23 protein-coding genes and 1 other RNA gene are annotated in these 22,408 nt (G+C 67.6%); 15 read left to right on the top strand and 9 right to left on the bottom strand.

Annotated features, from left to right (window positions below):
- Nucleotides 1-3: 3 nt before the first annotated feature.
- The 3 genes from AQZ52_RS07600 to AQZ52_RS07595 are packed head-to-tail and all read right to left on the bottom strand — an operon-like array spanning nt 4 to nt 2,832.
- A complete protein-coding gene (locus tag AQZ52_RS07600) occupies nt 4-1,224 on the bottom strand; it encodes a M24 family metallopeptidase (RefSeq protein WP_067908048.1) in 1,221 nt (406 codons plus the stop codon).
- Complete coding sequence (locus tag AQZ52_RS18125; RefSeq protein WP_082697619.1) at nt 1,221-1,373, bottom strand: DUF2256 domain-containing protein; 153 nt, start codon at nt 1,371-1,373, stop codon at nt 1,221-1,223. Before AQZ52_RS18125 ends, AQZ52_RS07600 begins: the two co-directional genes overlap by 4 nt.
- A 1-nt stretch (nt 1,374) precedes the next feature.
- Nucleotides 1,375-2,832 (bottom strand): leucyl aminopeptidase, encoded by a 1,458-nt coding sequence (locus tag AQZ52_RS07595; RefSeq protein ID WP_067908045.1) that lies wholly within the window; start codon nt 2,830-2,832, stop codon nt 1,375-1,377.
- A gap of 101 nt (nt 2,833-2,933) precedes the next feature.
- On the opposite strand from AQZ52_RS07595, the gene AQZ52_RS07590 reads away from it, so the two are divergent.
- The 8 genes from AQZ52_RS07590 to AQZ52_RS07555 all read left to right on the top strand — a co-directional run bounded on the left by AQZ52_RS07590 (nt 2,934) and on the right by AQZ52_RS07555 (nt 12,878).
- Nucleotides 2,934-5,237, top strand: a complete 2,304-nt coding sequence (locus tag AQZ52_RS07590) for an LPS-assembly protein LptD (RefSeq protein ID WP_067908043.1) — start codon at nt 2,934-2,936, stop codon at nt 5,235-5,237.
- A gap of 169 nt (nt 5,238-5,406) precedes the next feature.
- Nucleotides 5,407-6,801 carry a peptidylprolyl isomerase gene (locus tag AQZ52_RS07585; protein WP_067908040.1) on the top strand — a complete coding sequence of 465 codons (1,395 nt, stop codon included), beginning with the start codon at nt 5,407-5,409 and terminating at the stop codon, nt 6,799-6,801.
- 47 nt (nt 6,802-6,848) lie between these two features.
- Nucleotides 6,849-7,868, top strand: a complete 1,020-nt coding sequence (pdxA, locus tag AQZ52_RS07580; protein WP_067908037.1) for a 4-hydroxythreonine-4-phosphate dehydrogenase PdxA — start codon at nt 6,849-6,851, stop codon at nt 7,866-7,868.
- Nucleotides 7,865-8,692 (top strand): 16S rRNA (adenine(1518)-N(6)/adenine(1519)-N(6))-dimethyltransferase RsmA, encoded by an 828-nt coding sequence (gene rsmA, locus AQZ52_RS07575; RefSeq protein WP_067909647.1) that lies wholly within the window; start codon nt 7,865-7,867, stop codon nt 8,690-8,692. Before pdxA ends, rsmA begins: the two co-directional genes overlap by 4 nt.
- A 253-nt stretch (nt 8,693-8,945) precedes the next feature.
- Nucleotides 8,946-10,151: a hydrolase gene (locus tag AQZ52_RS07570; RefSeq protein WP_067908034.1), complete on the top strand. Its 1,206-nt coding sequence runs from the start codon at nt 8,946-8,948 to the stop codon at nt 10,149-10,151.
- A gap of 5 nt (nt 10,152-10,156) precedes the next feature.
- On the top strand, nt 10,157-11,188 hold the full coding sequence (locus AQZ52_RS07565) for an arginine N-succinyltransferase (protein WP_067908031.1): 1,032 nt from the start codon (nt 10,157-10,159) through the stop codon (nt 11,186-11,188).
- An 11-nt stretch (nt 11,189-11,199) separates the two neighbouring features.
- On the top strand, nt 11,200-12,462 hold the full coding sequence (locus tag AQZ52_RS07560) for an N-succinylarginine dihydrolase (protein WP_067909644.1): 1,263 nt from the start codon (nt 11,200-11,202) through the stop codon (nt 12,460-12,462).
- Between the two features lie 158 nt (nt 12,463-12,620).
- Nucleotides 12,621-12,878: a hypothetical protein gene (locus tag AQZ52_RS07555; RefSeq protein ID WP_067909641.1), complete on the top strand. Its 258-nt coding sequence runs from the start codon at nt 12,621-12,623 to the stop codon at nt 12,876-12,878.
- Nucleotides 12,879-12,922: 44 nt separating this feature from the next.
- On the opposite strand, the gene ssrA is transcribed toward AQZ52_RS07555, so the two are convergent.
- Both ssrA and mscL read right to left on the bottom strand, forming a co-directional pair.
- Nucleotides 12,923-13,287, bottom strand: a transfer-messenger RNA (tmRNA) gene (gene ssrA, locus AQZ52_RS07550).
- A gap of 22 nt (nt 13,288-13,309) precedes the next feature.
- Nucleotides 13,310-13,741 carry a large conductance mechanosensitive channel protein MscL gene (gene mscL / locus AQZ52_RS07545; protein WP_067909638.1) on the bottom strand — a complete coding sequence of 144 codons (432 nt, stop codon included), beginning with the start codon at nt 13,739-13,741 and terminating at the stop codon, nt 13,310-13,312.
- Nucleotides 13,742-13,991: 250 nt separating this feature from the next.
- Here mscL and AQZ52_RS07540 point away from each other — a divergent pair, with 250 nt between their 5' ends.
- From AQZ52_RS07540 to AQZ52_RS07510, 7 genes are read left to right on the top strand one after another with little or no spacing between them, the layout of a single operon-like run.
- The gene (locus AQZ52_RS07540; RefSeq protein ID WP_240481546.1) at nt 13,992-14,618 is read left to right on the top strand and encodes a LemA family protein; all 627 of its coding nucleotides are present in this window, start codon (nt 13,992-13,994) and stop codon (nt 14,616-14,618) included.
- A gap of 27 nt (nt 14,619-14,645) precedes the next feature.
- Entirely contained in the window at nt 14,646-15,173 is a 528-nt protein-coding gene (locus AQZ52_RS07535) for a TPM domain-containing protein (protein WP_067908027.1), read from the top strand.
- A gap of 8 nt (nt 15,174-15,181) precedes the next feature.
- Nucleotides 15,182-15,976, top strand: a complete 795-nt coding sequence (locus tag AQZ52_RS07530; protein ID WP_067908024.1) for a TPM domain-containing protein — start codon at nt 15,182-15,184, stop codon at nt 15,974-15,976.
- Nucleotide 15,977: 1 nt separating this feature from the next.
- The gene (locus AQZ52_RS07525) at nt 15,978-16,646 is read left to right on the top strand and encodes a TPM domain-containing protein (protein WP_067908021.1); all 669 of its coding nucleotides are present in this window, start codon (nt 15,978-15,980) and stop codon (nt 16,644-16,646) included.
- On the top strand, nt 16,643-17,185 hold the full coding sequence (locus tag AQZ52_RS07520; protein WP_067908018.1) for an NUDIX hydrolase: 543 nt from the start codon (nt 16,643-16,645) through the stop codon (nt 17,183-17,185). The genes AQZ52_RS07525 and AQZ52_RS07520 overlap by 4 nt, the downstream gene beginning before the upstream one ends.
- A gap of 24 nt (nt 17,186-17,209) precedes the next feature.
- Nucleotides 17,210-17,989 (top strand): SDR family oxidoreductase, encoded by a 780-nt coding sequence (locus AQZ52_RS07515; protein WP_420806443.1) that lies wholly within the window; start codon nt 17,210-17,212, stop codon nt 17,987-17,989.
- 26 nt (nt 17,990-18,015) lie between these two features.
- The gene (locus AQZ52_RS07510; RefSeq protein ID WP_205626421.1) at nt 18,016-18,855 is read left to right on the top strand and encodes a DMT family transporter; all 840 of its coding nucleotides are present in this window, start codon (nt 18,016-18,018) and stop codon (nt 18,853-18,855) included.
- A 63-nt stretch (nt 18,856-18,918) separates the two neighbouring features.
- Here the strand turns inward: AQZ52_RS07510 and AQZ52_RS07505 are convergent, their stop codons facing one another.
- The 4 genes from AQZ52_RS07505 to AQZ52_RS07490 all read right to left on the bottom strand — a co-directional run bounded on the left by AQZ52_RS07505 (nt 18,919) and on the right by AQZ52_RS07490 (nt 22,333).
- Nucleotides 18,919-19,296: a VOC family protein gene (locus tag AQZ52_RS07505; RefSeq protein WP_067908012.1), complete on the bottom strand. Its 378-nt coding sequence runs from the start codon at nt 19,294-19,296 to the stop codon at nt 18,919-18,921.
- A gap of 16 nt (nt 19,297-19,312) precedes the next feature.
- Nucleotides 19,313-20,425 (bottom strand): S-(hydroxymethyl)glutathione dehydrogenase/class III alcohol dehydrogenase, encoded by a 1,113-nt coding sequence (locus AQZ52_RS07500; RefSeq protein WP_067908010.1) that lies wholly within the window; start codon nt 20,423-20,425, stop codon nt 19,313-19,315.
- 76 nt (nt 20,426-20,501) lie between these two features.
- Complete coding sequence (locus AQZ52_RS07495) at nt 20,502-21,812, bottom strand: MFS transporter (RefSeq protein WP_156424808.1); 1,311 nt, start codon at nt 21,810-21,812, stop codon at nt 20,502-20,504.
- 44 nt (nt 21,813-21,856) lie between these two features.
- A complete protein-coding gene (locus tag AQZ52_RS07490) occupies nt 21,857-22,333 on the bottom strand; it encodes a Saro_0803 family transcriptional regulator (protein WP_067908004.1) in 477 nt (158 codons plus the stop codon).
- Between the last annotated feature and the right edge of the window lie 75 nt (nt 22,334-22,408).

Genomic DNA, 22,408 nt, shown 5'->3' with positions numbered 1-22,408 from the left:
GCCTCAGATCGGATCGTCGAGCGAGCGGGCCAGCGGCGTGAAGCTCTTCGGGCCCGCCTCGGTCATCACCCAGCAGTCCTCCAGCCGCACCCCGAACGCACCCGGCGTATAAAGCCCCGGCTCGTTCGAAAAGCACATCCCCGGCGCCAACGGCGTCTGATCGCTTCCGACAAGGTAGGGGCTCTCGTGCCCGTCCATCCCGATCCCGTGCCCCGCGCGGTGCGGCAGGCCGGGGAGCACAAAGCCCGGGCCCCAACCCTCGCTCTCGTAAAACCGGCGCACCGCCGCATCGAGCGCGCTGACGGGCGTGCCCACTTTCGCCGCGCCGAACACCGCGTCCTGCCCGCGTCGCACCGTGTCCCACACCTTGCGCTGCCGCGCCGTCGGCTCGCCGAACACGAAGGTGCGCGAGATATCCGATTGATAATCCTCAACCACGCAGCCGCAGTCCATCAGCACCACAGAGCCCTCGTGCACTGTCTGCGGGCTATGCGACCCATGCGGATAGGCGCTTGCCTCATTCAGCAGCACCAGCGCAAAGTCGCTCGTCGCCCCCAGCCGTACGGTCGCCTTCTCGACGAGCGCGCCGATATCCGCCGCCGTCATGCCTGCGCGCACCGCGCCATGCGCCTCGCGCATCGCGGCGAGCGTGATCGTATTGGCCCGCTGCATGAGCGCCAGTTCGGCAGGCGATTTGATCTGCCGGCAGGCGTTCACCAGAGCCGCGCCCGAAACCACCGCAAAGCTGCCCTCGCGCGCCAGCCCCTCGGTAATGAACGCCCGCGTCGTCTGTTCCACGGCAACCGGCCCGGGACGGCCCTTCAGCGCGTCGGCGATCAGCGCAAAGGGGCTCGCATCCTCGTGCCACGTCCGCAGGTCCGCCGGCACCGCCAGCGTTTCCTTCACCGAAGGCGCTTCGAAAAACGGCGTCACCACGATGGGCTGGCCGGTCGCGGGAATCACCGCTGCCGTGATCCGCTCCGACCGCGACCAACGAATGCCGGTGAAGTAGGTCAGGGTGGTGCCGCTTTCGACGAGCAATGCGGCGATCCGCTGCTCGGCCATCAGCCCCTGCACCTTGGCAATGCGCGCCATGCGCTCTGCCGGCGTGATCGGCACCGCCGCATCGGCGAGGCCGCCCGGCGCTGCGCCCTTCAGCGGCATGGCCGCCAGCGCCGCCATTCCGCCCGCCCCGGCAAGAACCCCGCGCCGCGACCAGATCATCCCGCCTTCCCCTTCCCCGAGCGGCAGCGATCCGAACAGAACTTCACGTTGTCCCAATCGCGTTCCCACTTCTTGCGCCAGGTGAAGGGCAGGCCGCAGGCGGCGCAGAGCTTGCTCGGCAAGTCCGCCTTGCGGCGCATCTTGGGCATTTTAGGCTTCCAGCACGTCGCGCACGTAGCGATCGAGCAGCCGCACGCCGAAGCCGGTCGCGCCCTTGTCGTGCGTCGCGCCGGCCTTTTCGACCCACACCGTGCCCGCGATGTCGAGATGCGCCCAGGCCACGCCCTTGTCGACGTAGCGCTGGATGAACTGTGCCGCGGTGATCGAGCCGCCATAGCGCGGCCCCACGTTCTTCATGTCGGCAATCGGGCTGTCGATCAGCTTGTCGTAGGCCGCCCCCAGCGGGAAGCGCCACAGCATGTCGCCGCTCGCCTTGCCGGCTGCATCGAGCTGGCCCGCCAGCAGGTCGTCGTTGCTGAACATGCCCGCGTGCTCATGGCCGAGCGAAATGATGATCGCGCCGGTCAGCGTGGCAAGGTCGATGATCGTGGCGGGGGCATATTCCTTCTGCACCCACGTGACGGCATCGCACAGCACGAGGCGGCCTTCGGCGTCGGTGTTGATCACCTCCACCGTCTGGCCCGACATCGTGGTGACGACATCGCCCGGGCGCTGCGCATTGCCGTCGGGCATGTTTTCCACGAGGCCGCACACGCCGATCACGTCTGCCTGGGCTTTCCGCCGCGCCAGCGCGAGCATCGTGCCGGCCACCGCCGCCGCGCCGCCCATGTCCCACTTCATGTCTTCCATGCCCGCCGCCGGTTTGATCGAGATGCCGCCGGTGTCGAAAGTCACGCCCTTGCCGACAAACGCGGTCGGCTTCGTGCCCGCGCGGCCCTTCCAGCGCATGGCGATGATCTTGGGCTCGCGCACCGAACCCTGCGCCACGCCGAGCAGCGCGCCCATACCAAGCGCATTCATCTCGTCGCGGCCCAGCACCACGATCTCGATGCCGGTGCCTTCGAGCCGCGCCTTGCAGCGCTCCACGAAGCTGGCCGGATAGATCACGTTGGCCGGCTCGGTCACCAGCTCGCGGGTAAACTCCACGCCCTCGGCAATCGCCGCCTCGGTTTCCCACAGCGTCTCGGTGCCCTCGGGCGCGGCGACCGCCACGATCTTCGCCAGCGAGGGCTTTTGCTCGTCGCTCAGCTTGGTGCGGTAGACATCATGCCGCCATGCGCGCAGCCGCGCCGCAAGGAGCACGGCAGCCGCTTCCTCTGCATTGAGGCCACTGCCGGCAAAGTCGATGGCCAGTTCGGTCTCGCCGGAAGTGAGGTACCGGGCCGTCAGGCCCCCGCCCGCACGCTCCAGCGCAGCCGTGCGGCCCGCCGCGCCCGGCTCGCCGATCCCGGCAAAAGCCAGCCGCGCGACCCCGTCACCCGCCGGCACCATCGCCTCGAACAGCTGCCCCGCCTTGCCCGTAAAGCGCGCGGCCGCGGCCGCCTCGCGCACCAGCACATCGGCGTCCGCCGCAAGGCCGTCCTGCGCCACCAGCTGCGCTACAAGGCGGGGAAGGGCCGTATCGGCTGTGGCAAACTGGATGATCATGAGAGGCTCCTGCCGAAAATGGGGCACACCTCGCGGCCGGTCGGCACCCGAGGCGAATTGTGGGTTTGCAGTTAAGCGGCACCGGTGCGATAGGCAAGGCCATGCGAGCCCCCCCGCGGCCCCTGCCGCAAGCCTTGTCCCGATGCTTGCGGCGTGCGCGCGTCGCCCCGATCCGCCCGGTCCTCGCGGTGATCGGCGCGCTGGCGCTGGGCTTCGTCCAGGCGCACGCCCAGACCACGCCGGCACCCGCGGCCACGCCCACGTCGCCATTGCCCGAGGAGGCAAGCGCAGGGGCCGCCATCCGCTTCCAGGCGGATCGCGTCACCTATGCCAGCGATGCGGAAACCGTCACCGCCACCGGCAACGTCATCCTGCAGCGCGCGGCGCAGACCGTCCGCGCCGATGTCGTCACGTGGAACCGCAAGTCCGGCCTGATCGAGGCCAGCGGCAACATCCGCTTCGTCGATGATGGCGGCAACGTTCTCTATACCGACAAGGTGGAGCTCACCGACCAGCTCAAGGCCGGCGCGATCGAGGATCTCCTGCTCGTCCTGCGTCAGGGCGGCCGCCTTGCGGCACGCAGCGGCGAACGCTCGGCCAATGGCAACATGGTGCTGCATAACGCCGCCTTCTCTGGCTGTTCGGTGGAGGATTCGGACGGCTGCACCAAGAAGCCGAGCTGGGAAGTCACCGCTGTCGCCGTCACCTACGATGCCCGCCAGCAGCGCGTGCACTACAAGGGGGCGCTGCTGCGGGTGTTCGGCCTGCCGCTCGTGCCGCTGCCCGGCCTTGCCCACACGTCCGACTTCCGGGCCGAAAGCGGCATCCTGATCCCCGATTTCCGCTTCAGCGCGGCCAACGGGATCGAAATCAACGACACCTACTACTGGCGCCTTGCAGACAACAAGGACCTCGCGGTCACCGGCTATCTCTATACCGCCGCGCTGCCGATGGTCTCCGCGCGCTATCGCCAGCTGACCGACAAGGGCGCCTTCCAGGTCACCGGCTATCTCACGCGGTCCAAGCGCATCAACATCGGCGGCTCCGCCACCGACCCGAAGGCGCAGGAGCAGGTCTTCCGCGGCTATTTCGAAACCAACGGCCGCTTCCAGCTCGGCGAGAACTGGAGCCTTACCGGCTACGGCCGCTATGCCAGCGACCGCACGTTCCTGCGCCGCTACGATATCAGCCGCGACGACCGCCTGCGTTCGACCATCGCGCTCGAACGGATCGACGCGAACAGCTACTTCAGCCTTGCCGGCTGGGCGGTGCAGACCTTGCGCAGCGGCGACCGGCAGGGCCTCGTCCCCATCGCGCTGCCCGCACTCGAATACCGCCGCCGGCTCGTCCCGCCGGCCATCGGCGGCACGCTCGAACTGCAGGTCAACAGCCTCGCGCTCACCCGCCCCGGCGGGCAGGATACCCAGCGCGCCTTCGCCAAGGCGCAGTGGGACTTGCGCACGATCACCGGCCTCGGCCAGGAAATCACCTTCACCGCCCTCGCGCGCGGCGATGTCTACCACTCGCTGCAGAACGATCTCACCACCAACGCGTTCTATCGCGGGGTCCCCGGCTGGCAGGGCCGCGGCATCGCCACCGCCGCGGTCGACATCAAGTGGCCGCTGATCGGCGCGGCGCTCGGCGGCACGCAGGTGCTCACCCCGCGCGTTCAGCTCGTCGCCATCCCGCACATCCGCAACCTCGCCATCCCCAACGAGGATTCGCGCTCGGTGGAACTTGAGGATTCCAACCTCTTCGCGCTCAACCGCTTCCCCGGCTACGACCGCATAGAGGACGGCGTGCGCGTCACCTACGGCGCGGACTGGCAGCTCACCCGCCCCGGCTGGCGGGTGATGACCACGATCGGCCAGTCCTACCGGCTCTCCACCCAGAAGACCCTGCTGCCCGATGGCACGGGCCTCTCCTCGCGCGCGTCCGATATCGTCGGCCGCACCGATCTGCGCTTCCGCGATATCGTCCAGTTCACCCACCGCTTCCGGCTCGACAAGGACAGCCTGAAGCTGAGGCGCAACGAATTCGACGCCACCATCGGTAATCACCGCACGTATGCCGAGATCGGCTATCTGCGGCTCAACCGCGATATTCCCGCCACGTTCGAGGACCTGCGCGACCGCGAGGAGCTGCGCCTGTCCGGCCGCGTGGCCTTTGCCCGCCGCTGGTCGGTGTTCGGCTCGGCCGTCGCCAACCTCACCAGCCGGGTGGACGATCCGACCAAGACCAAGGACGGTTTCCAGATGCTGCGCCACCGCCTCGGCTTTGCCTATGACGACGATTGCCTCGATCTCGCCCTCACCTGGCGGCGCGACTACATCACCAACGGCGATGCCCGGCGCGGCAGCACCGTCCAGTTCAACATCGCGTTCAAGGGGCTCGGGGTACGGTAGCCCGGTCCGCTCCGGACTTTTCCTCCGTTTCGCTTCCATCGTCGTTGCAATCGGGCTATCGCCGCGCCACTCACCTCGGGTTCAGCCGGACCATGCGAGGTAGCGGCGGCGTGATGACCGTTCGGCGCTTGCGCCACGCGGAGCCGAAAGACAGGAATATCGTACTGCCATGAAGACCGGGTTTCGTTTGCTTTCCCTCGCCCCGCGCGCCGCGCTCGGGCTGGGCGCTCTGGCCGTTGTCATCGCCCCCGTCGTGGCCCCGCTCGCGCACGCGCAGACCCTGCTCGATCCGGCTGACGATACGTCCGTGTCCGCGCCCGCCAGCGCGCTCAACCTGCCGGCCAATCCCACCATCTTCGGCAAGGCCGATCCCCACCTCCGCCGCGCCACCGCGATCGTCAACGGAGAGATCATCACCGGCACCGATGTCGACCAGCGCCTCGCGCTCATCGTCAGCGCCAATGGCGGCAAGGTTCCGCCGGAGGAACTGGAGCGCCTGCGCCTGCAGGTCCTGCGCAACCTGATCGACGAGACGCTGCAGATCCAGGAAGCCAAGGCCGCCAACATCGAGATCGACGAGGGAGAGGTCACCCAGACCTTCGAACGCGTCGCGCAGCAGAATTTCGGCCAGAACCCTGCCGCGCTCGAAAAGTATCTCGCCGGGATCGGCTCGTCCTCGGGCTCGCTCAAGCGCCAGATCAAGGGCGAACTCGCGTGGCAGCGCCTGCTGCGCCGCAACGTCCAGCCGTTCATCAACGTGTCGGACGGCGAAGTGCGCGAAATGATGGACCGGCTCAAGGCCGCCAAGGGCACCGAGGAGTACCGCATCGGCGAAATCTACCTCGCCGCCACGCAGGAAACCAAGCCGCAGGTCCTCGCCAATGCGCAGAAGATCCTCGAACAGCTGAAGGGCGGCGGCAGCTTCGTCGCCTATGCGCGCCAGTATTCGCAATCCTCCAGCGCCTCGGTCGGGGGCGATCTCGGCTGGATCCGCCTCGCCCAGCTCCCGCCCGAACTCTCCACCCCCGCCGCGCAGATGTCGCCGGGTCAGCTCGTCGGCCCGATCGAGCTCGCCTCGGGCTATTCGCTGCTCTACCTGATCGACAAGCGCCAGGTCCTCACCGCCGATCCGCGCGATGCGGTGCTCAGCCTCAAGCAGATCTCGATCGCCTTCCCCAAGGGCACGCCTGAAAAGGAAGCCGCCGGCAAGGCCTCGGCCTTCGCCGCTGCGGTCAAGACCATCAAGGGCTGCGGCGCGGCCGATGCCGCCGGGGTCGCGCTCGGGGCCACTGTCGTCGCCAACGACCAGATCCGCGTGCGCGATCTGCCCACCGCGCTGCAGGAAACGATCCTCAAGCTCTCGGTGGGTGAAACCACCCCGCCGTTCGGCTCGATCGAGGATGGCGTGCGCGTGCTCATGCTCTGCGGCCGCGATGATCCCAAGGTCGAAAGCGGCCCGAACTTCGAGCAGCTCCAGTCGCAGATGGAAGACGACCGCGTGAACAAGCGCGCCCAGACCTACCTGCGCGACCTGCGCCGCGATGCGGTGATCGAATACAACTGAGGCATTATACCCTCTCGCTCGCCGCCCGGCTCTGCTAGAGCCGCGCCATGACCGTCCGCATCCCGCTTCTACCCCTCGCCATCAGCCTTGGCGATCCCGCCGGCGTCGGCCCCGAGCTGATCGCCGCCGCATGGGCCCAGCGGGAAGCGGAAGGGCTCCCGCCGTTCTTCGCCGTGGGCAACCGCGATCTGATCGAGGCCGCCGCGCGGAGCCGGGGCCTTGCCATTCCCGTCGTCGCCATCGCCGCGCCCGATGAAGCCGCCGCCGTCTTTCCCCACGCGCTGCCTGTGCTCGATGTCGGCACCGCGCCCTGGGCGCCGGGCCAGCCCGACGATGCGGGGGCCGCGCTCGCCCTGCGCGCGCTCGAAGTCGCGACGAGCCTCGTCAAGCAGGGCGCGGCTGCTGCGCTCGTCACCGGCCCCATCGCCAAGAGCCGCCTTGCCCGCATCGGCTTCAACCAGCCGGGCCAAACCGAATTCGTGGCCGAAGCCTGCGGGATCACGCCGGAAAACGCGGTGATGATGCTCGCCGGGCCGAACTTGCGCGTCGTTCCCGTCACCGTCCATGTCGCGCTGCGCGATGTGCCGTTCCTGCTCAGCACCGAGCTCATCCGCAGCCGATCCGCCATCGCGGCGGCGGCGCTCACCCGCGATTTCGGCGTTGCCAACCCCCGCCTTGCCGTGGCCGCGCTCAATCCCCACGCCGGCGAGGATGGCCGCATGGGCCACGAGGATGCTGAGGTCATCGCCCCCGCCGTCGCCGCGCTGAAGGCCGCCGGAATCGACGCGCGGGGCCCGCTGCCCGCCGACACGATGTTCCATGCCGAAGCGCGCGCCACGTATGACGCGGCGATCTGCATGTACCACGATCAGGCGCTCATCCCGATCAAGGTGCTCGATTTCGATGAGGGGGTGAACGTCACGCTCGGCCTGCCGATCATCCGTACCTCGCCCGATCACGGCACCGCCTTCGGCATCGCCGGCACCGGCACCGCCCGTCCCGGCGCCACCGTGGCCGCGATCCGCATGGCCGGCGAATGCGCCGCGCGCCGGGCCACCGCCGGATGAGCCTTCCCGACCTCCCTCCCCTGCGCGATGTCGTGCAGCGCCACGGCCTCATCGCCACCAAGGCGCTCGGCCAGAATTTCCTGTTCGACGAACAGCTCCTCGCCCGCATCGCCACGGTGCCAGGCGATCTCAAGGGCGAGAACGTCCTCGAAGTCGGCCCCGGCCCCGGCGGCCTTACCCGCGCGCTCCTGCGCCGGGGGGCAAACGTCACTGCGATCGAGATGGACCGCCGCTGCCTGCCCGCACTCGCCGAACTGGCCGAAGCGTTCCCCGGCCAGCTCCGCGTGATCGAGGGCGATGCGATGAAGATCGCGCCCGCAGAGCTGTTCGACGCACCGTGGCACGTCGTCGCCAACCTCCCCTACAACGTCGGCACCGCGCTGTTCACCGGCTGGCTCTCCGGGCAAGGCTGGCCGCCGCAGTGGCGCAGCCTCACGCTGATGTTCCAGCAGGAAGTCGCCGAACGCATCGTCGCCGCACCCGGCAGCGATGCCTATGGCCGCCTCGCCGTCCTCGCCCAGTGGCGCAGCAAACCCCGCATCGCCATGCGCGTCCACCGCAGCGCCTTCACCCCGCCGCCCAAGGTCATGTCGGCGATCATCCACGTCGAGCCCGCCGCCATGCCGGAGGGCGTCTCTGCCCGCATGCTCGAGCGCGTGACCGAGGCCGCCTTCGGCCAGCGCCGCAAGATGCTGCGCCAATCGCTCAAGGGCCTCCCCGGCGCGCTCGATGCCCTCGAAGCCCTCGGCATCGACTCCCAGCGCCGCGCCGAAACGCTGGCCGTTGCCGATTTCGTGGCCATCGCGCGGGTGCTCACGGCCTGATATTTTCCTACAAGGCCCGAACCTGACATAAGGCGTCCATGCCTCCCGCCGCGCCGCATTGCTCCCGGATTTTCCCTTCATTCCAGCCGCTTGCACCTGCCGGACCCGGGCCCGGCAGTTTTCCCTCAGGACTGTGTCAACCGTGTCAACCTGACCTAAATTGAGGGCCTCTGCCCGCGCACCGGTTGCGGATGAAACAATCCTGCGGCGCGGGGGTTCACCCCGGCGCGCGGGCAGGCTAGAGCGGTCGGCGATGGGAACGCTTGCCGCCACCGAGGCCGCCCTCGTCGAGGGGATCGACGCCGCTGCCATGCTGCAGCAGGTGGAGGCGTGGTGCCCCATCAACACCGGCACCCGCAACCTCGCCGGCCTCGCGCAGCAGGCCGCGCTCCTCGCCGATGCCTTCGCGGCGCTGCCCGGCGACGTGCGCCTCGCGCCGCCCGCGCCGGTCGAAGCCATCGCCGCCGATGGCCGCGCGGTCGAGATCGGACACGGCGCGCACGTGGTCCTCTCGGTCCGCCCGGAGGCTGGGCGTCGCTATCTCCTGACCGGCCACATGGACACCGTCTACCCGGCGGACCACCCGTTCCAGTCGCTCACCTGGCTCGATGCGGAAACTCTCGGCGGCCCCGGCACGGCCGACATGAAGGGCGGCATCGCCGTCATCCTCGCCGCGCTGAAAGCGTTCGAGGCAAGCCCGCAGGCCGCGTCGGTCGGCTATGATGTGCTGATCAACTCGGACGAGGAAACCGGCAGCCTCGCTTCCGCGCCCCTCATCGCCGAATTGGCGCGCGCCAAGGCGGCGGCGCTTACATACGAACCCTCGGCCCTCCCGGACGGCACGCTGGCCGGCGCGCGCGGCGGCAGCGGAAACTACAGCGCGATCGTCACCGGCCGCTCCGCCCATGCCGGCCGCAACCCGCAGGACGGCCGCAACGCCGTGGTCGCCGCAGCCGATCTCGCGCTCGGCCTCAAGGCGCTGCAGGGAGACGGCCTGGCCATCAACCCCGCCCGCATCGACGGCGGCTCGGCCAACAACGTCGTGCCCGATCACGCCGTCCTGCGTTTCAACATCCGCCCCCGCAGCGAGGCAGACGCCGCGCGCTTCACCGCCGCCATCGGCACCCTGTTGCGTGAGGTCGAACTGGCGCATGAAGTCAGCATCCACCTCCACGGCGGCATCAGCCGTCCGCCCAAGCCGCTGACGCCCGAAGCGGAAAGGCTCTTCGATCTTGTCCGCCGCTGCGGTGCCGCGCTCGGCCAGCCGATCCGCTGGCAAAGCTCCGGCGGGGTTTGCGACGGCAACAACATTGCCGCGCTCGGCGTGCCTGTCGTCGATACCATGGGCGTGCGCGGCGGCGCGATCCACTCGCCGTCAGAATACATGATCGTGCCATCGCTGGCCGAGCGGGCCGCGCTGTCGGCGCTCGTGCTGCACCGGCTTTCCGGAGGGGAATAAGCACCGTGACCCACGTCATCCGCGCGGCCCGCGCCGCGGATCTCGAACATCTGTACGAGATGGCCAAGCTCACCGGCGGCGGCTTCACCAACCTCCCGCCCGACCGCCGCGCGCTCACCGCCAAGCTGGAACGCGCCGCCGCCGCCTTCGCCAACAGCGAGGAAGGCGATCCCGAGACCCAGAAGGACGAGCTCTTCGTCCTCATCCTCGAGGACGTCGCCACCCGCGAAGTGCGGGGCACCTGCCAGATCTTCACCCGCGTCGGGCAGACCTGGCCGTTCTATTCCTACCGCATGGCAACGCTGACCCAGCATTCCAAGGAACTCGGCCGTACCTTCCGCGCCGAAATGCTCAATCTCGTCACCGACCTTGAAGGCTCGAGCGAAGTCGGCGGCCTGTTCCTCCACCCCGGCGAGCGCGCAGGCGGGCTCGGCATGCTGCTGGCGCGCAGCCGCTATCTGTTCATCGCAATGCACCGGGGGCGCTTTGCCGACCGCATCCTCGCCGAACTGCGCGGCGTGATCGACGAGCGCGGCGGCTCGCCGTTCTGGGATGGCGTGGCCGGCCGCTTCTTCGGCATGAGCTTCCAGGAAGCCGACTATTTCAACGCGATCAACGGCAACCAGTTCATCGCAGACCTCATGCCCAAGCATCCGGTCTACATCGCCATGCTGCCCGAAACCGCGCGCTCGGCCATCGGCCTCCCGCATCCCAGCGGCCGCGCCGCGATGCGCATGCTGGAGACCGAAGGCTTCGCCGCCGAGGGCTATTTCGACATCTTCGACGGCGGCCCGACGATGACCGCGCGCACCGATCGGGTCCGCTCGATTGCCGATGCGAAGACGGTGCCAGTCACCGAAGTCCGCCCGCCCGACGAGACCGCGACCCGCGCGCTCGTCGCAACCGGCCGCCTCGCCGATTTCCGCTGCTGCTTTGCCCGCATCACGCCGGACGGAGCGGGCGTTGCGCTCGATCCCGACGCCGCCAAGGCGCTCGGCATCGGCCCCGGCGATACCGTGTGGCACGTGGCGCGCTGAAGGAACCCGCAATGAGCACTCTGGTCGAGATCAACTTCGACGGCCTCGTCGGGCCGAGCCACAACTACGCCGGGCTCAGCCTCGGCAATCTTGCCTCCGCAAAGCACGGCGGCACCGTGTCCTACCCGCGCGCCGCCGCGCTGCAGGGTGTGGCCAAGATGCGCCACAACATGGGCCTCGGCCTCGTGCAGGGCCTGCTCTGCCCGCTGCCGCGCCCCAACCACGCCTTCCTCGGCACGCTCGGCATCGGCGAACCTGCCGATGAAGCCGAACGCCGGCTGCGCGCCGCGGCGTGGTCGGCCAGCTCGATGTGGACGGCCAACGCCGCCACTGTCTCGCCCGCGCCTGATACGGCAGACGGGCGCTGCCACCTGACGGCCGCCAACCTCGTCACCATGCCGCACCGTTCGCAGGAATGGCCCGACACCGTGCGCCAGCTGCGCTTGGCCTTCAGCGACACCGCCCACTTCGCCGTCCACGATGCGGTGCCCGCCTGCTTCGGCGATGAAGGCGCAGCCAACCACATGCGCATGGGCACGCACCATGCCGCGCCGGGTCTTGAAATCTTCGTCTACGGCAAGCCCGGCGGTGCCTTCCCGGCCCGCCAGAACGAACAGGCCAGCCGCGCCGTCGCCAGGCTTCACGGCCTGAACCCTGCGCGCTGCCTGTTTGTCGAGCAGTCTGCTGAGGCCATCGCCGCCGGTGCCTTCCACAACGACGTGGTCGCCGTCGCCAACGAGCGCGTGCTGTTCACCCACGAGCAGGCCTTTGCCGATCCCGAGTGCACCTATGGCGCGATTCGCGCCGCACTGCCGGAGGCCGAGATCGTGATCGTACCGGCCAGCGCGGTCAGCCTCACGGACGCCATCGCCAGCTACCTGTTCAACGCCCAGCTCCTCACCCTGCCCTCGGGCGAGATGGGCCTCGTCATCCCGCTCGAAGCCTGGGAGCACCCCGCCGTGCGGGCCTGGCTCGACGGCATGCTCGCATCCAACGGCCCGATCCGCCGCGTGCTGCCCGTCGATGTGCGCCAGTCGATGGCCAACGGCGGCGGTCCCGCCTGCCTGCGCCTGCGCGTTGTCGCCGATCCTGCCACCGTCGATCCGCGCTTCCTCCTCACCGAAGCGCGCGCAGACATGCTGGAAATGCTGATTGCCAAAGCCTGGCCCGAGCAGATCGACCCGGCGGATATCGGGCGCGACTCGCTGGCTTCCAGCGTGATCGCCGCGCGCGCCGCACTGCTCGATGCGCTCGATCTTTCCGCACTGACCTGAAACGATACGCCCCGCAGGGCAGAGGGTTAAGCGCGCCTTTACCAAGGCCTGTCGCCATGCTTTACAAAGAGCAGGTTAGGATGTGCACAGCAGCCCAGTGATTGCTGATCTGGCACGAAGGTTGCGGAAGAGGTGGTGTGACCCAGAAGAAGACCCCCTTGCTGCGCAAGATCAGCCGCCTGTTCGTGATCAAGAACCGGTTCGAGGCCAGCGCGATCATCTACGCGCTGGCGCTGGGATCGGCCGAGCGCGGCCACATCTATCTCGCGCAGTATCCCGGCTTCGGCGGCAAGCTGCTGTTCCTGGCAAGCTGCCTCGCCGTGTTCATGGCCGGCGCCAAGATCATGGACGCGATGAAGTACGAGCGCGAGGCCAGGGCGGCCGCGGCGCCAGTGACGGTCGATCTGGATCAATGAGTAAAGTGGAGGCGTTTCTGTTGCCCGGTACGCCTCCGAACCGCTGAATTCCCTTCTGTTGCCCGGTGGGTTCAACCGCGCTTTAGCTTTGTAAGATCAGGCCGTTAAGCCGTCAGATTACGCCGCGAGAGCGAGTGCTTCGTTGTCGTTGGCACTTGTGGGTTTTGAGCCTTTAACGGGTTACTCAGCCCGGACGAAAACACCGCTTTTCAACACACGTCGATCCTAGTTCGGCCCCATCAACACCTCTGCGACAACAGAGCCCGACCTGTTTCAGCCGGTGGTGATGGTGGAGCCGCCGGGTACCGCCCCCGGGTCCGCTGCGCCTATTGTACGGTACACTTTATCGTCATAGCCGGCCTGAGCCGGCGTAACCGATATAGGAGCGCGGCGAAGGAAAGGGAAGGGGCATACCCCTTCCCCTTCCGATCTCAGGCCTTCTTCAGCGCGTCGCGGATCTCGGTCAGAAGATCGACCTCGCTCGGCCCGGCCGGCGCGGCCGGCGCTTCCGGCTTGGCCGGCATCATCTTGTTGGCCATGCGCACGATCTGGAAGATCACGAAAGCCATTAGCACGAAGCCGATGACCGCAGTGATGAAGGCGCCATAGCCCAGCATCGGCACACCCGCAGCCTTCAAGGCGGCATAGTCGGTGAGCGAGCCCTTGTAGGTATCGGGGACCTTGCCCAGCACCACGAACTTGTTGGTGAAGTCCACCCCGCCCGTCACAACGCCGATCACCGGCATGATCATGTCCTCGGTCAGCGAGGTGACGATCTTGCCGAAGGCCGCGCCGATGATCACGCCAACCGCGAGATCAAGCACATTGCCGCGCGAAACGAAGTCCTTGAATTCTCCCATCATGCCCATCACTTGTTCTCCCGTTAGGCATATTCACCCATCTGCTTCGTGCCATCTGCAAACCTTTGTAACAAGTGGGCGGATGCACCGAATTGGGCCGAGCCCGACATGCCGGCAGCCCTTGAACCGCCACCCGGACCCGCTACATCTAGGAGCGATCAACCCCGCCGCATCCGCGCCGGAGATCTTGAGGGAACACATCTCGATGGCCGCTTCGCTGCTTGCCCGCTTTTCCCGTTTCGCTTTCGTCGCCATGGCTGCCGCCGGCCTTGCCGGCTGCGGGGTGAATGCGATCCCGACCGCCGAGGAAGCCGCCAAGGCCAAGTGGGCCGATGTGCAGAACCAGTACCAGCGGCGCGCGGACCTGATCCCGAACCTCGTCGCCACGGTAAAGGGCGCGGCCAACTTCGAGCAGGGCACGCTGGTCAAGGTGACCGAGGCCCGCGCCAAGGCGACCTCGATCCAGATCTCCGCCGCCGACGTGACCGATCCGGACAAGATGGCGCAGTATCAGGCCGCGCAGGGGCAGCTTTCGCAGGGCCTCGGCCGCTTGCTCGCCTCGGTCGAAGCCTATCCGGACATCAAGGCCAACGACAACTTCAAGACGCTGCAGAGCCAGATCGAAGGCGCGGAAAACCGCATCGCTGTGGCGAGGCGCGACTACAACGAGGCGGTGCAGGCCTACAACACCACGATCCGCACCTTCCCCGCGATCATCGCCGCCAAGGTCGTCTATGGCGCGAAGCCCATGGTGCCCTTCGCCGCGACCACACCGGGCGCCGATACCGCCCCCACGGTGAGCTTCGATGGCCCGGCCGCGCCTGCCCCGGCGGCCAACGACAACGCAGGCGCACCGGCCAGCAAGGCGGCGGGCCAGTAGGGCTTCGGGCCCGAGGGGCCTAGCGCCATGCGCCGCCTCGGGTTCGCGCTTGCCCTCGCCCTTGCGCAGGTCGTGGCAGGGTGCGGCGCGGGCAACACAGCCGAGGCGGAGCTGGCAACGCGGCCCAAGGCCCCGATTGCCCTTACCGGGCGCGTGGTCGACAACGCCGGGCTCCTCCCCGAAGTCACCCGCCAGAGCCTTGACGAGCGGCTCGCCGCGCTGGAGCAGAAGGCGGGGCCCCAGATGGTCATCGTCACCGTCCCTGATCTCAAGGGCATGACGATCGAGCAGTTCGGTCTCGCGCTTGGCAACGGCTGGGGCATCGGCGACAAGGCGCGCAACGACGGCGTGCTGCTGATCGTCGCGCCAAACGAACGCAAGACCCGCATCGAAGTCGGCAAGGGCCTTGAGGCCACACTGAGCAATCCGCTTTGCGCGCGCATCATCAGCGAGGACATGGTACCCCGCTTCAAGGCGGGCGCATACGAGGCGGGGATCGAAGCCGGAACGCGGCGGATCATCGATGTGTTGACCGCGCATCCCACACGGACATGAACGCTTCCATGCGACACCACCGCCTGATCCTGCCATTCCTGCTGGCACTGCTGGCCCTCTTCGCCGGGCCGGCCGCCGCGCAGACGTTTCCCAAGCTCACCGGGCGCGTGGTCGACGAAGCGCATCTGCTCTCGCCCGAACAGGCCGCCGCGCTGGATGCCAAGCTCGCGGCGCTCGAGACACAGTCACAGCGGCAGATGGTCATCGCCACCATCCCCGATCTCGAAGGCTACGAGATCGAGGACTACGGCTACCGGCTCGGGCGCGCCTGGGGCATCGGCGACAAGCAGCGCAACGATGGCATCCTGCTGGTCGTCGCGCCGAACGAGCGCAAGGTGCGGATCGAGGTCGGCTACGGCCTTGAAGGGATCATCACCGATGCGCTGTCCAGCATGATCATCAGCCGCGAGGTGGTGCCCCGCTTCAAGGCGGGCGACTATCCCGGCGGCATCGCCGCCGCGACCGACCAACTGATCACGCAGCTCCAGTTGCCGGAGGACGAGGCGCGCAAGGTCGCCGCCACTGCTGCGGACGAAGCCAGGAAGGCCAAGGGTCCGCGCTTTGATGCGGGCACGGTGGTGTTCCTCGTCATCTTCTTCCTGTTCTTCGTCCTCCCGTTCCTCCGGGCCATGCGCGGCGGCGGACGGCGCTATGGCGCGCCCGGCGTGATGATCTTCCCCTCCGGCGGCTGGGGCGGTGGCGGTTCCGACTGGGGTGGTGGCGGTGGCGGCTGGGGCGGCGGCGGCGGCTTTTCGGGCGGCGGCGGCAGCTTCGGCGGCGGCGGCTCTTCGGGGAGCTGGTGACATGCTGACCGATACGGACCGCAATCGGATCGCTGCCGCCGTCGCGGCAGCCGAAGCGCACAGCGCCGGCGAGATCGTCACGATTATCACCCCGCAGTCGGATGCCTACCGCGATGTCGCGCTCGCGTGGGCGGTCTCCATTGCCTTCCTCGCGCTTGCCGCGCTCGAACTCGCGCCCGCCTTTTACCTCGGCCTGATCGAGCGCGCGCTGGGCCTCTGGGCGCACGAATGGACACCGCGCCAGGTTCTGGGGATCGCGCTCACCGTCGCGGTGATCAAGTTCCTCGCCATGCTGCTGCTCATGGCGTGGCGCCCCTTGCGCCTTCTCCTCACGCCAGCGCCGATCAAGGCCGCGCGTGTCCATGCCCGCGCGCTCACCTGCTTCCGCATCGGCGCGGAGGGACGGACCACCGGGCGCACCGGCATCCTGATCTACCTTTCGCTTGCCGAACGCCGCGCCGAAATCATCGCCGACGAGGCCATCGCCAGCAAGGTCGCGCCCGAAGTCTGGGGCGATGCCATGCACGCGCTGCTCGGCCCGATCCGCGCAGGAGCAGTGGGCGAAGGCATGGTGGCCGCGATCGGCAAGGTCGGCGCGGTGCTGGCGCAGCATCTCCCGCGCGCCGATGACGATGAAAACGAACTGCCAGACCGGGTGATCGAAGTATGAGCCTTGAAGACGAATATCGCGACGAGCCCGAAATCACACAGTGGCAGGGCCGCTTCATCACCGCCAAGACGCGGGGGCGCTGGGAATATGTCTCCCGCGCGCGCGGCATCAAGGCGGCGGTGATACTCGCGCTTACGCCCGAGGACGAAGTGGTGCTGGTCGAGCAGTTCCGCATCCCGCTCGGCCGCCCCTGCATCGAACTGCCCGCCGGCCTGATCGGCGATGATGCGGGCGGCGAGGGCGAGGAAGCAGCCACCGCCGCGATCCGCGAGTTGGAGGAAGAGACCGGCTACCGCGCCGGTCGCATGGAAGACCTTGGGGAATACTACTCCAGCCCCGGCATGGTGAGCGAGGCCTTCACGCTGTTTCGCGCGCATGACCTTGAACGCGTGGGCCCCGGGGGCGGGGTGGAAGGCGAAGGCATCACCGTCCACCACGTGCCGCGCGCCGGGCTTGCCGATTTCATCGCGGCCAAGCGCGCGCAAGGGTATGGCATCGACACCCGGATGCTGATGTTGCTAAGCCCTCTCTGGCTATAGACAAAAAACGAGAGGATGCAGGGTATGGGCAGGGTTTCGGGCAAGCTGGCGTTGGTGACCGGCGCGGCACAGGGGCTGGGCGCGGCCCATGCAGCGCTGCTGGCGCGCGAAGGCGCGCGCGTGCTGCTGACCGATATCCAGGGCGATGCCGCCGCCGCGCAGGCCGAGGCGATCAACGCCGAGCTGGGTGCCGGAACCGCCTTCGCGATGCGCCACGATGTGACCAGCGCCGACGACTGGGACGCGGCCATCGCCATGGCGGCGGAAAAGCTCGGCGGCCTCTCCGTGCTCGTCAACAACGCGGGCGTGGGCGTGCGCGGCAATATCGAGACCTGCACGCTGGAAGACTGGCACCGCGGCTTTGCGATCAACGTCGATTCGGTGTTCCTCGGCTGCCAGAAGGCGCTGCCGCTGCTGAAGGACAACCAGCCCGGCTCGATCGTCAACATCAGCTCGATCGCGGGCCTCATCGCGTCCGACACGATGCCCGGTTACAATGCCAGCAAGGCGGCCGTGTGGATGCTGACCAAGTCGGTCGCGCTCTATTGCGCCAAGCGCGGCTGGGATATCCGCTGCAATTCGGTCCACCCGACCTTTGTCGATACCCCGATCCTCGACGGTATCAGTGCCAACGCGAATCTCACCAAGGAGGTCGTGATGGGCAAGCTGGCCCGCCAGATCCCGCTCGGCCGCGTGGGCGAACCCATCGATATCGCGCAGGGCGTGCTCTATCTCGCCAGCGATGAGAGCCGCTTCATGACGGGGGCCGAACTCAAGCTCGACGGCGGCATTTCGGCGATGTGAGCGCCCCCGCAAGGGGTTTGTGTCTCATGATCGATCTGCCGGTCTTCCTCCTCATCCTGTTTGCCGCGTCGCTGCACGCAAGCTGGAACGCGTTCCTCAAGGGCAGCGGCGACACGCTGCTCTCGACCGTGATGGTGATGGGCGGCGCCGCCGTGATCGCGGCTCTGGCGCTCCCGTTCCTGCCAGTGCCGGCGCGGGCGAGCTGGCCCTATCTGGCGGCGTCGGCGCTGCTGCAGGTCGGCTATCTCGTGCTGCTCGTGCGCGTGTACCGCACCATCGACATGAGCCTTGCCTATCCGCTGATGCGGGGCTGCGCGCCGCTGGGCGTGGCCCTGGCCAGCCGGTTCTGGCTGGACGAGGGACTGCCGGTGATCGCCTGGATCGGTGTCGGCACGATCTGCCTCGGGATCCTCACGATGACGACTGCCGCGCGCGGCACACTGCGCTCGGCGGGGCTCATCGCGGCTCTGACCAATGCCGCGATCATCGCCGCCTATACTCTGATCGATGGCACCGGTGCGCGGGCCTCGGGCACCCCGGCGGCCTATACCCTGTGGCTCTCGCTGCTCACCGGCGCGGCGCTGACCGCGCTTGCGCTGCGCACGCGCGGCAAGGCCGTGTTCGCCCATGCGCGGGGCAACTGGGCCATCGGCCTCGTCTGCGGGTTCGGCACGATCGTGTCCTACACAATCGCGCTCTGGGCCATGACGATGGCACCCATCGCCATGGTCGCAGCGCTGCGCGAAACCTCGATCCTGTTCGCAACCGCGATTTCGGCGCTGATCCTGCGCGAGCGGGTCGGCCCGGCGCGGATCGCTGCGGCAGGGATCATCGCCTGCGGGGCGATGCTGCTGCGCCTTGCCTGAGCCCCACGCATGACAAACCCCCGTCGCCGTGAGGCAACGGGGGCTGCAGGTCAGATAAACAGATCAGGCGTTCGGGTTCGGCGCGAAGGCGCAGATCTTGTTGCCGTCCGTATCGCGCAGATACGCGCCATACTGCTTGCCCGGCGCGTTTTCACGCACGCCCGGCGCGCCTTCGCAGGTGCCGCCATTGGCAAGGCCGGCGGCGTGGAAGGCATCCACCTCGGCAAAGGTCTTGGCGACGAAGCCCAGCGTGTGACCGTTCGAGACGGTGTGCGGTTCGCCGTTGGCAGGCTTGCCCACGATCAGCGCGCCGGCCTCGCCGGGGATCAGCGTGCCATGCGGCAGCGGCACGGCCGGGTAGCCGAGCGCACCCATCACGGCAGTGTAAAACGCACGCGACTTGTCGATATCATTGGTGCCGAGAAACGAATGGGAAAACATGGATCTATTCCTTGGATTAGAAAACGACGACCGAACGGATCGACTTGCCCGCGTGCATCAGATCGAAAGCGGTGTTGATCTCTTCGAGACCCATGACGTGCGTGATCATGGGGTCGATCTCAATCTTGCCCTGCATGTACATGTCGACGATCTTGGGCACATCGGTGCGGCCCTTGGCCCCGCCGAAGGCGGTGCCGCGCCAGTTGCGGCCCGTGACAAGCTGGAACGGACGGGTGCTGATTTCCTTGCCCGCTTCGGCCACGCCGATGATGATCGAGGTGCCCCAGCCGCGGTGGCAGGCCTCCAGCGCGATGCGCATCACTTCGGTGTTGCCGGTCGCGTCGAAGGTGTAATCCGCGCCGCCGTCGGTCATTGCGACGATCGTGGCGACGACGTCCTCGCGGCTCATGCCCTTCGAGTTGAGGAAGTCGGTCATGCCGAACTTGCGGCCCCATTCCTCGCGGTCGGGGTTGATATCGACGCCGATGATCTTGTTGGCGCCGGCAAGGCGCGCGCCCTGGATCACGTTGAGGCCGATGCCGCCGAGGCCGAAGATCACGACGTTGTCGCCCACCTGCACCTTGGCGGTGTTGATCACCGCGCCGACGCCCGTGGTCACGCCGCAACCGATGTAGCACGAGGACTGGAACGGTGCGTCCTCGCGGATCTTGGCGACCGCGATTTCGGGCAGCACGGTGAAATTCGAGAAGGTGCTGCAGCCCATGTAGTGGAACACGGGGCTACCCTTGTACGAAAAGCGCGTGGTGCCATCCGGCATCAGTCCCTTGCCCTGCGTGGCGCGGATCGCGGTGCAGAGGTTGGTCTTGCCCGAAAGGCAGCTTTTGCACTGGCGGCATTCCGGCGTGTAGAGCGGGATCACGTGATCGCCGGGCTTCACAGACGTCACGCCCGCGCCCACTTCGCGCACGATGCCGGCGCCTTCGTGGCCGAGCACCGAGGGGAAGATGCCCTCGCTGTCGAACCCGTCGAGCGTATAGGCATCGGTGTGGCAGATGCCGGTCGCCATGATCTCGACCAGCACTTCGCCCGCCTTGGGGCCTTCCAGATCGAGTTCGACGATTTCGAGCGGCTTCTTGGCTTCAAACGCAACAGCGGCGCGGGTCTTCATGGGTAAATCCTCCCCGGGGAAATAGTCAGCCCTGCCGATAGGCAAAGCGTGCCAAGTGTTCAATCAGGTTCGCGGCTCAATCAGCCTCTCTTAGGGCCAGCATGAGCATAAGCGCTGCGGCCATGACCGAACCGCATGCCATGATCGCCGAAACCTGGAACAGCGAGAGGCCCGCCTTGGCAAAGAGATCACCCGCCAGGATCGGCGATCCCGCCGCCCCGATGCGCCCTGCCCCGATGGCAAAGCCGGTGCCGGTGGCGCGCACGTGCGCCGGGAAGCCGTGGGCAAACGCGCTGTAGAAGCCGACAATCGCGGCATTGGTGGCAAAGCCGGTGCAGAACACCGCAAAGCGCCAGCCGACCAGCGTGGTATCGCTGCCGCCAAGGCCGAACACCGCGACCGCCGCCGCACCCAGCAGCAGCATCGCAATCGTCGGCCACTTGATCCCGAAGCGGTGCATCAGGAAGCCGAACAGCCCCCCGCCGGTCGCCCCGCCGACATTGGCCCAGACCAGCACGCTGGCGGCCTGCGGGGCGGCAAATCCGAAGTCCGCCACGATCTTGGGCGACCACTTGAGGATATAATAGAACGTGATCGCGTGGAGCGAGTAGCCGATCGTCAGCACCAAGGTCGTGCCGATCAGGCCTGGCTTCAGGATATCGAGCACGCTCGCCTTGCCGTCACGCTGATCGACCAGCGGCAGCGCGTCGATACCCGGCAGGCGCAGCTTGGCCATCGAGCGGTTGATGCGCTCCAGAGCGCCTGCAGGCCGCCGCGCGAGCAGATAGGCCGGCGTTTCGGGCACGAAGAACCAGATCAGCGGAATGAACACCACCGTCGCGATGGCGCCGAATTCGAACACCACGCGCCAGTCGCCGCTTTTCAGCAGGAGCGCGGCAATCGTGCCGCCGATGGTCGCGCCCAGCGGATAGCCGATCACCATCAGCGACATCGCCAGGCTGCGGCCCTTGGCGCTTGAAAGCTCGGCCGTGACGGCGTTGATCGCCGCCAACATGCCGCCGATGCCGAGCCCGGTGATGAAGCGCCAAAGCCCCAGCATCTGCGGGTTTGCGGCCGTCGTCGCAAGCGCCATGCCGCCGGCCATCACGGCAAGGCAGCCCAGCATCGTCGGTCGGCGGCCAAAGCGGTCCGCCGCGCCGCCCAGCAGGATCGAGCCGACGCCCATGCCGATCAGTTCCATCGCCAGCACCACGCCCAGGGCATCGCGCGCAATGCCCCATTCCTTGGCGATGCCCGGCGCGGCAAAGGCGCTGGAAAGCACGTCGAAGCCGTCGAGCGCGTTGAGCGCGATCATCAGCACGACGGCGATCCACTGCGCCGCACTCATCGGCGTGCTGCGAATGATCTCGCGTGGATCGGTGTTCATGTCCGTCATTCTCCCTGGCGTGCGGCATCCATGCGCCGCCGTCGTTATTCGTGAATCCGCGAAAGCAGGTCGATCAGTTGGCGCACTTCCTTGTCGCTGAAGCGGCTCTTCACCCAGGCCTCATGCTCGCCGATTGCGGTCTTGGCGCGCGCGAGCATGGCCTTGCCCGGCTCCTCCAGAAACAGCGCCTGCTTGCGTCCGTCCTTGTCCGAGCGGTCGCGGCGCAGGAAATGCTTGGCCTGCAACCGGTTGATGATCGCCATGGTCGTCGCGCGGTCCATGCGCAGGCGCTGCGCCAGATCGGTCTGCGCGATGCCCGGATGATCATCGACGAGCCACAGCACCGAAACCTGCTTCTGGGTGAGATCAAGATCGGTGAACGTCTCGGTAAAGTGGCGCAGACACGCCCCGTGCGCGAGGCGGATGTGAAAGCCCAGAATGTCCTTGATCGCGCCGATATCGGCCTCGCCGTCATCGGGCGGCGGCGCTGTCACCGCATCGGCAAACTTGTCCTTGATCAATGCCGCATCCCCGCAGTTGGCCCTTTGTTGCGCCTTGCCTATTCGTTAGCAACACTTACAATCCACACCCAAGCA

It is taken from the genome of Novosphingobium fuchskuhlense (assembly GCF_001519075.1).
GTDB classification, from domain to species: domain Bacteria; phylum Pseudomonadota; class Alphaproteobacteria; order Sphingomonadales; family Sphingomonadaceae; genus Novosphingobium; species Novosphingobium fuchskuhlense.
This window is presented reverse-complemented; position numbering and strand designations above follow the sequence as displayed.

Bases quoted from the DNA above. Each gene is read 5' to 3' on its own strand.
- AQZ52_RS07505 (WP_067908012.1), bottom strand. From the start codon at position 19,296: ATGTTTTCCCATTCGTTTCTCGGCACCAATGATATCGACAAGTCGCGT.
- AQZ52_RS07540 (WP_240481546.1), top strand. From the start codon at position 13,992: ATGGCTGCCGCCGGCCTTGCCGGCTGCGGGGTGAATGCGATCCCGACC.
- AQZ52_RS07500 (WP_067908010.1), bottom strand. From the start codon at position 20,425: ATGAAGACCCGCGCCGCTGTTGCGTTTGAAGCCAAGAAGCCGCTCGAA.
- AQZ52_RS07510 (WP_205626421.1), top strand. From the start codon at position 18,016: ATGATCGATCTGCCGGTCTTCCTCCTCATCCTGTTTGCCGCGTCGCTG.
- rsmA (WP_067909647.1), top strand. From the start codon at position 7,865: ATGAGCCTTCCCGACCTCCCTCCCCTGCGCGATGTCGTGCAGCGCCAC.
- AQZ52_RS18125 (WP_082697619.1), bottom strand. From the start codon at position 1,373: ATGCCCAAGATGCGCCGCAAGGCGGACTTGCCGAGCAAGCTCTGCGCC.
- AQZ52_RS07495 (WP_156424808.1), bottom strand. From the start codon at position 21,812: ATGAACACCGATCCACGCGAGATCATTCGCAGCACGCCGATGAGTGCG.
- AQZ52_RS07560 (WP_067909644.1), top strand. From the start codon at position 11,200: ATGAGCACTCTGGTCGAGATCAACTTCGACGGCCTCGTCGGGCCGAGC.
- AQZ52_RS07535 (WP_067908027.1), top strand. From the start codon at position 14,646: ATGCGCCGCCTCGGGTTCGCGCTTGCCCTCGCCCTTGCGCAGGTCGTG.
- AQZ52_RS07585 (WP_067908040.1), top strand. From the start codon at position 5,407: ATGAAGACCGGGTTTCGTTTGCTTTCCCTCGCCCCGCGCGCCGCGCTC.
- AQZ52_RS07515 (WP_420806443.1), top strand. From the start codon at position 17,210: ATGGGCAGGGTTTCGGGCAAGCTGGCGTTGGTGACCGGCGCGGCACAG.
- AQZ52_RS07590 (WP_067908043.1), top strand. From the start codon at position 2,934: ATGCGAGCCCCCCCGCGGCCCCTGCCGCAAGCCTTGTCCCGATGCTTG.
- AQZ52_RS07530 (WP_067908024.1), top strand. From the start codon at position 15,182: ATGCGACACCACCGCCTGATCCTGCCATTCCTGCTGGCACTGCTGGCC.
- mscL (WP_067909638.1), bottom strand. From the start codon at position 13,741: ATGATGGGAGAATTCAAGGACTTCGTTTCGCGCGGCAATGTGCTTGAT.
- pdxA (WP_067908037.1), top strand. From the start codon at position 6,849: ATGACCGTCCGCATCCCGCTTCTACCCCTCGCCATCAGCCTTGGCGAT.
- AQZ52_RS07570 (WP_067908034.1), top strand. From the start codon at position 8,946: ATGGGAACGCTTGCCGCCACCGAGGCCGCCCTCGTCGAGGGGATCGAC.
- AQZ52_RS07600 (WP_067908048.1), bottom strand. From the start codon at position 1,224: ATGATCTGGTCGCGGCGCGGGGTTCTTGCCGGGGCGGGCGGAATGGCG.
- AQZ52_RS07525 (WP_067908021.1), top strand. From the start codon at position 15,978: ATGCTGACCGATACGGACCGCAATCGGATCGCTGCCGCCGTCGCGGCA.
- AQZ52_RS07520 (WP_067908018.1), top strand. From the start codon at position 16,643: ATGAGCCTTGAAGACGAATATCGCGACGAGCCCGAAATCACACAGTGG.
- AQZ52_RS07595 (WP_067908045.1), bottom strand. From the start codon at position 2,832: ATGATCATCCAGTTTGCCACAGCCGATACGGCCCTTCCCCGCCTTGTA.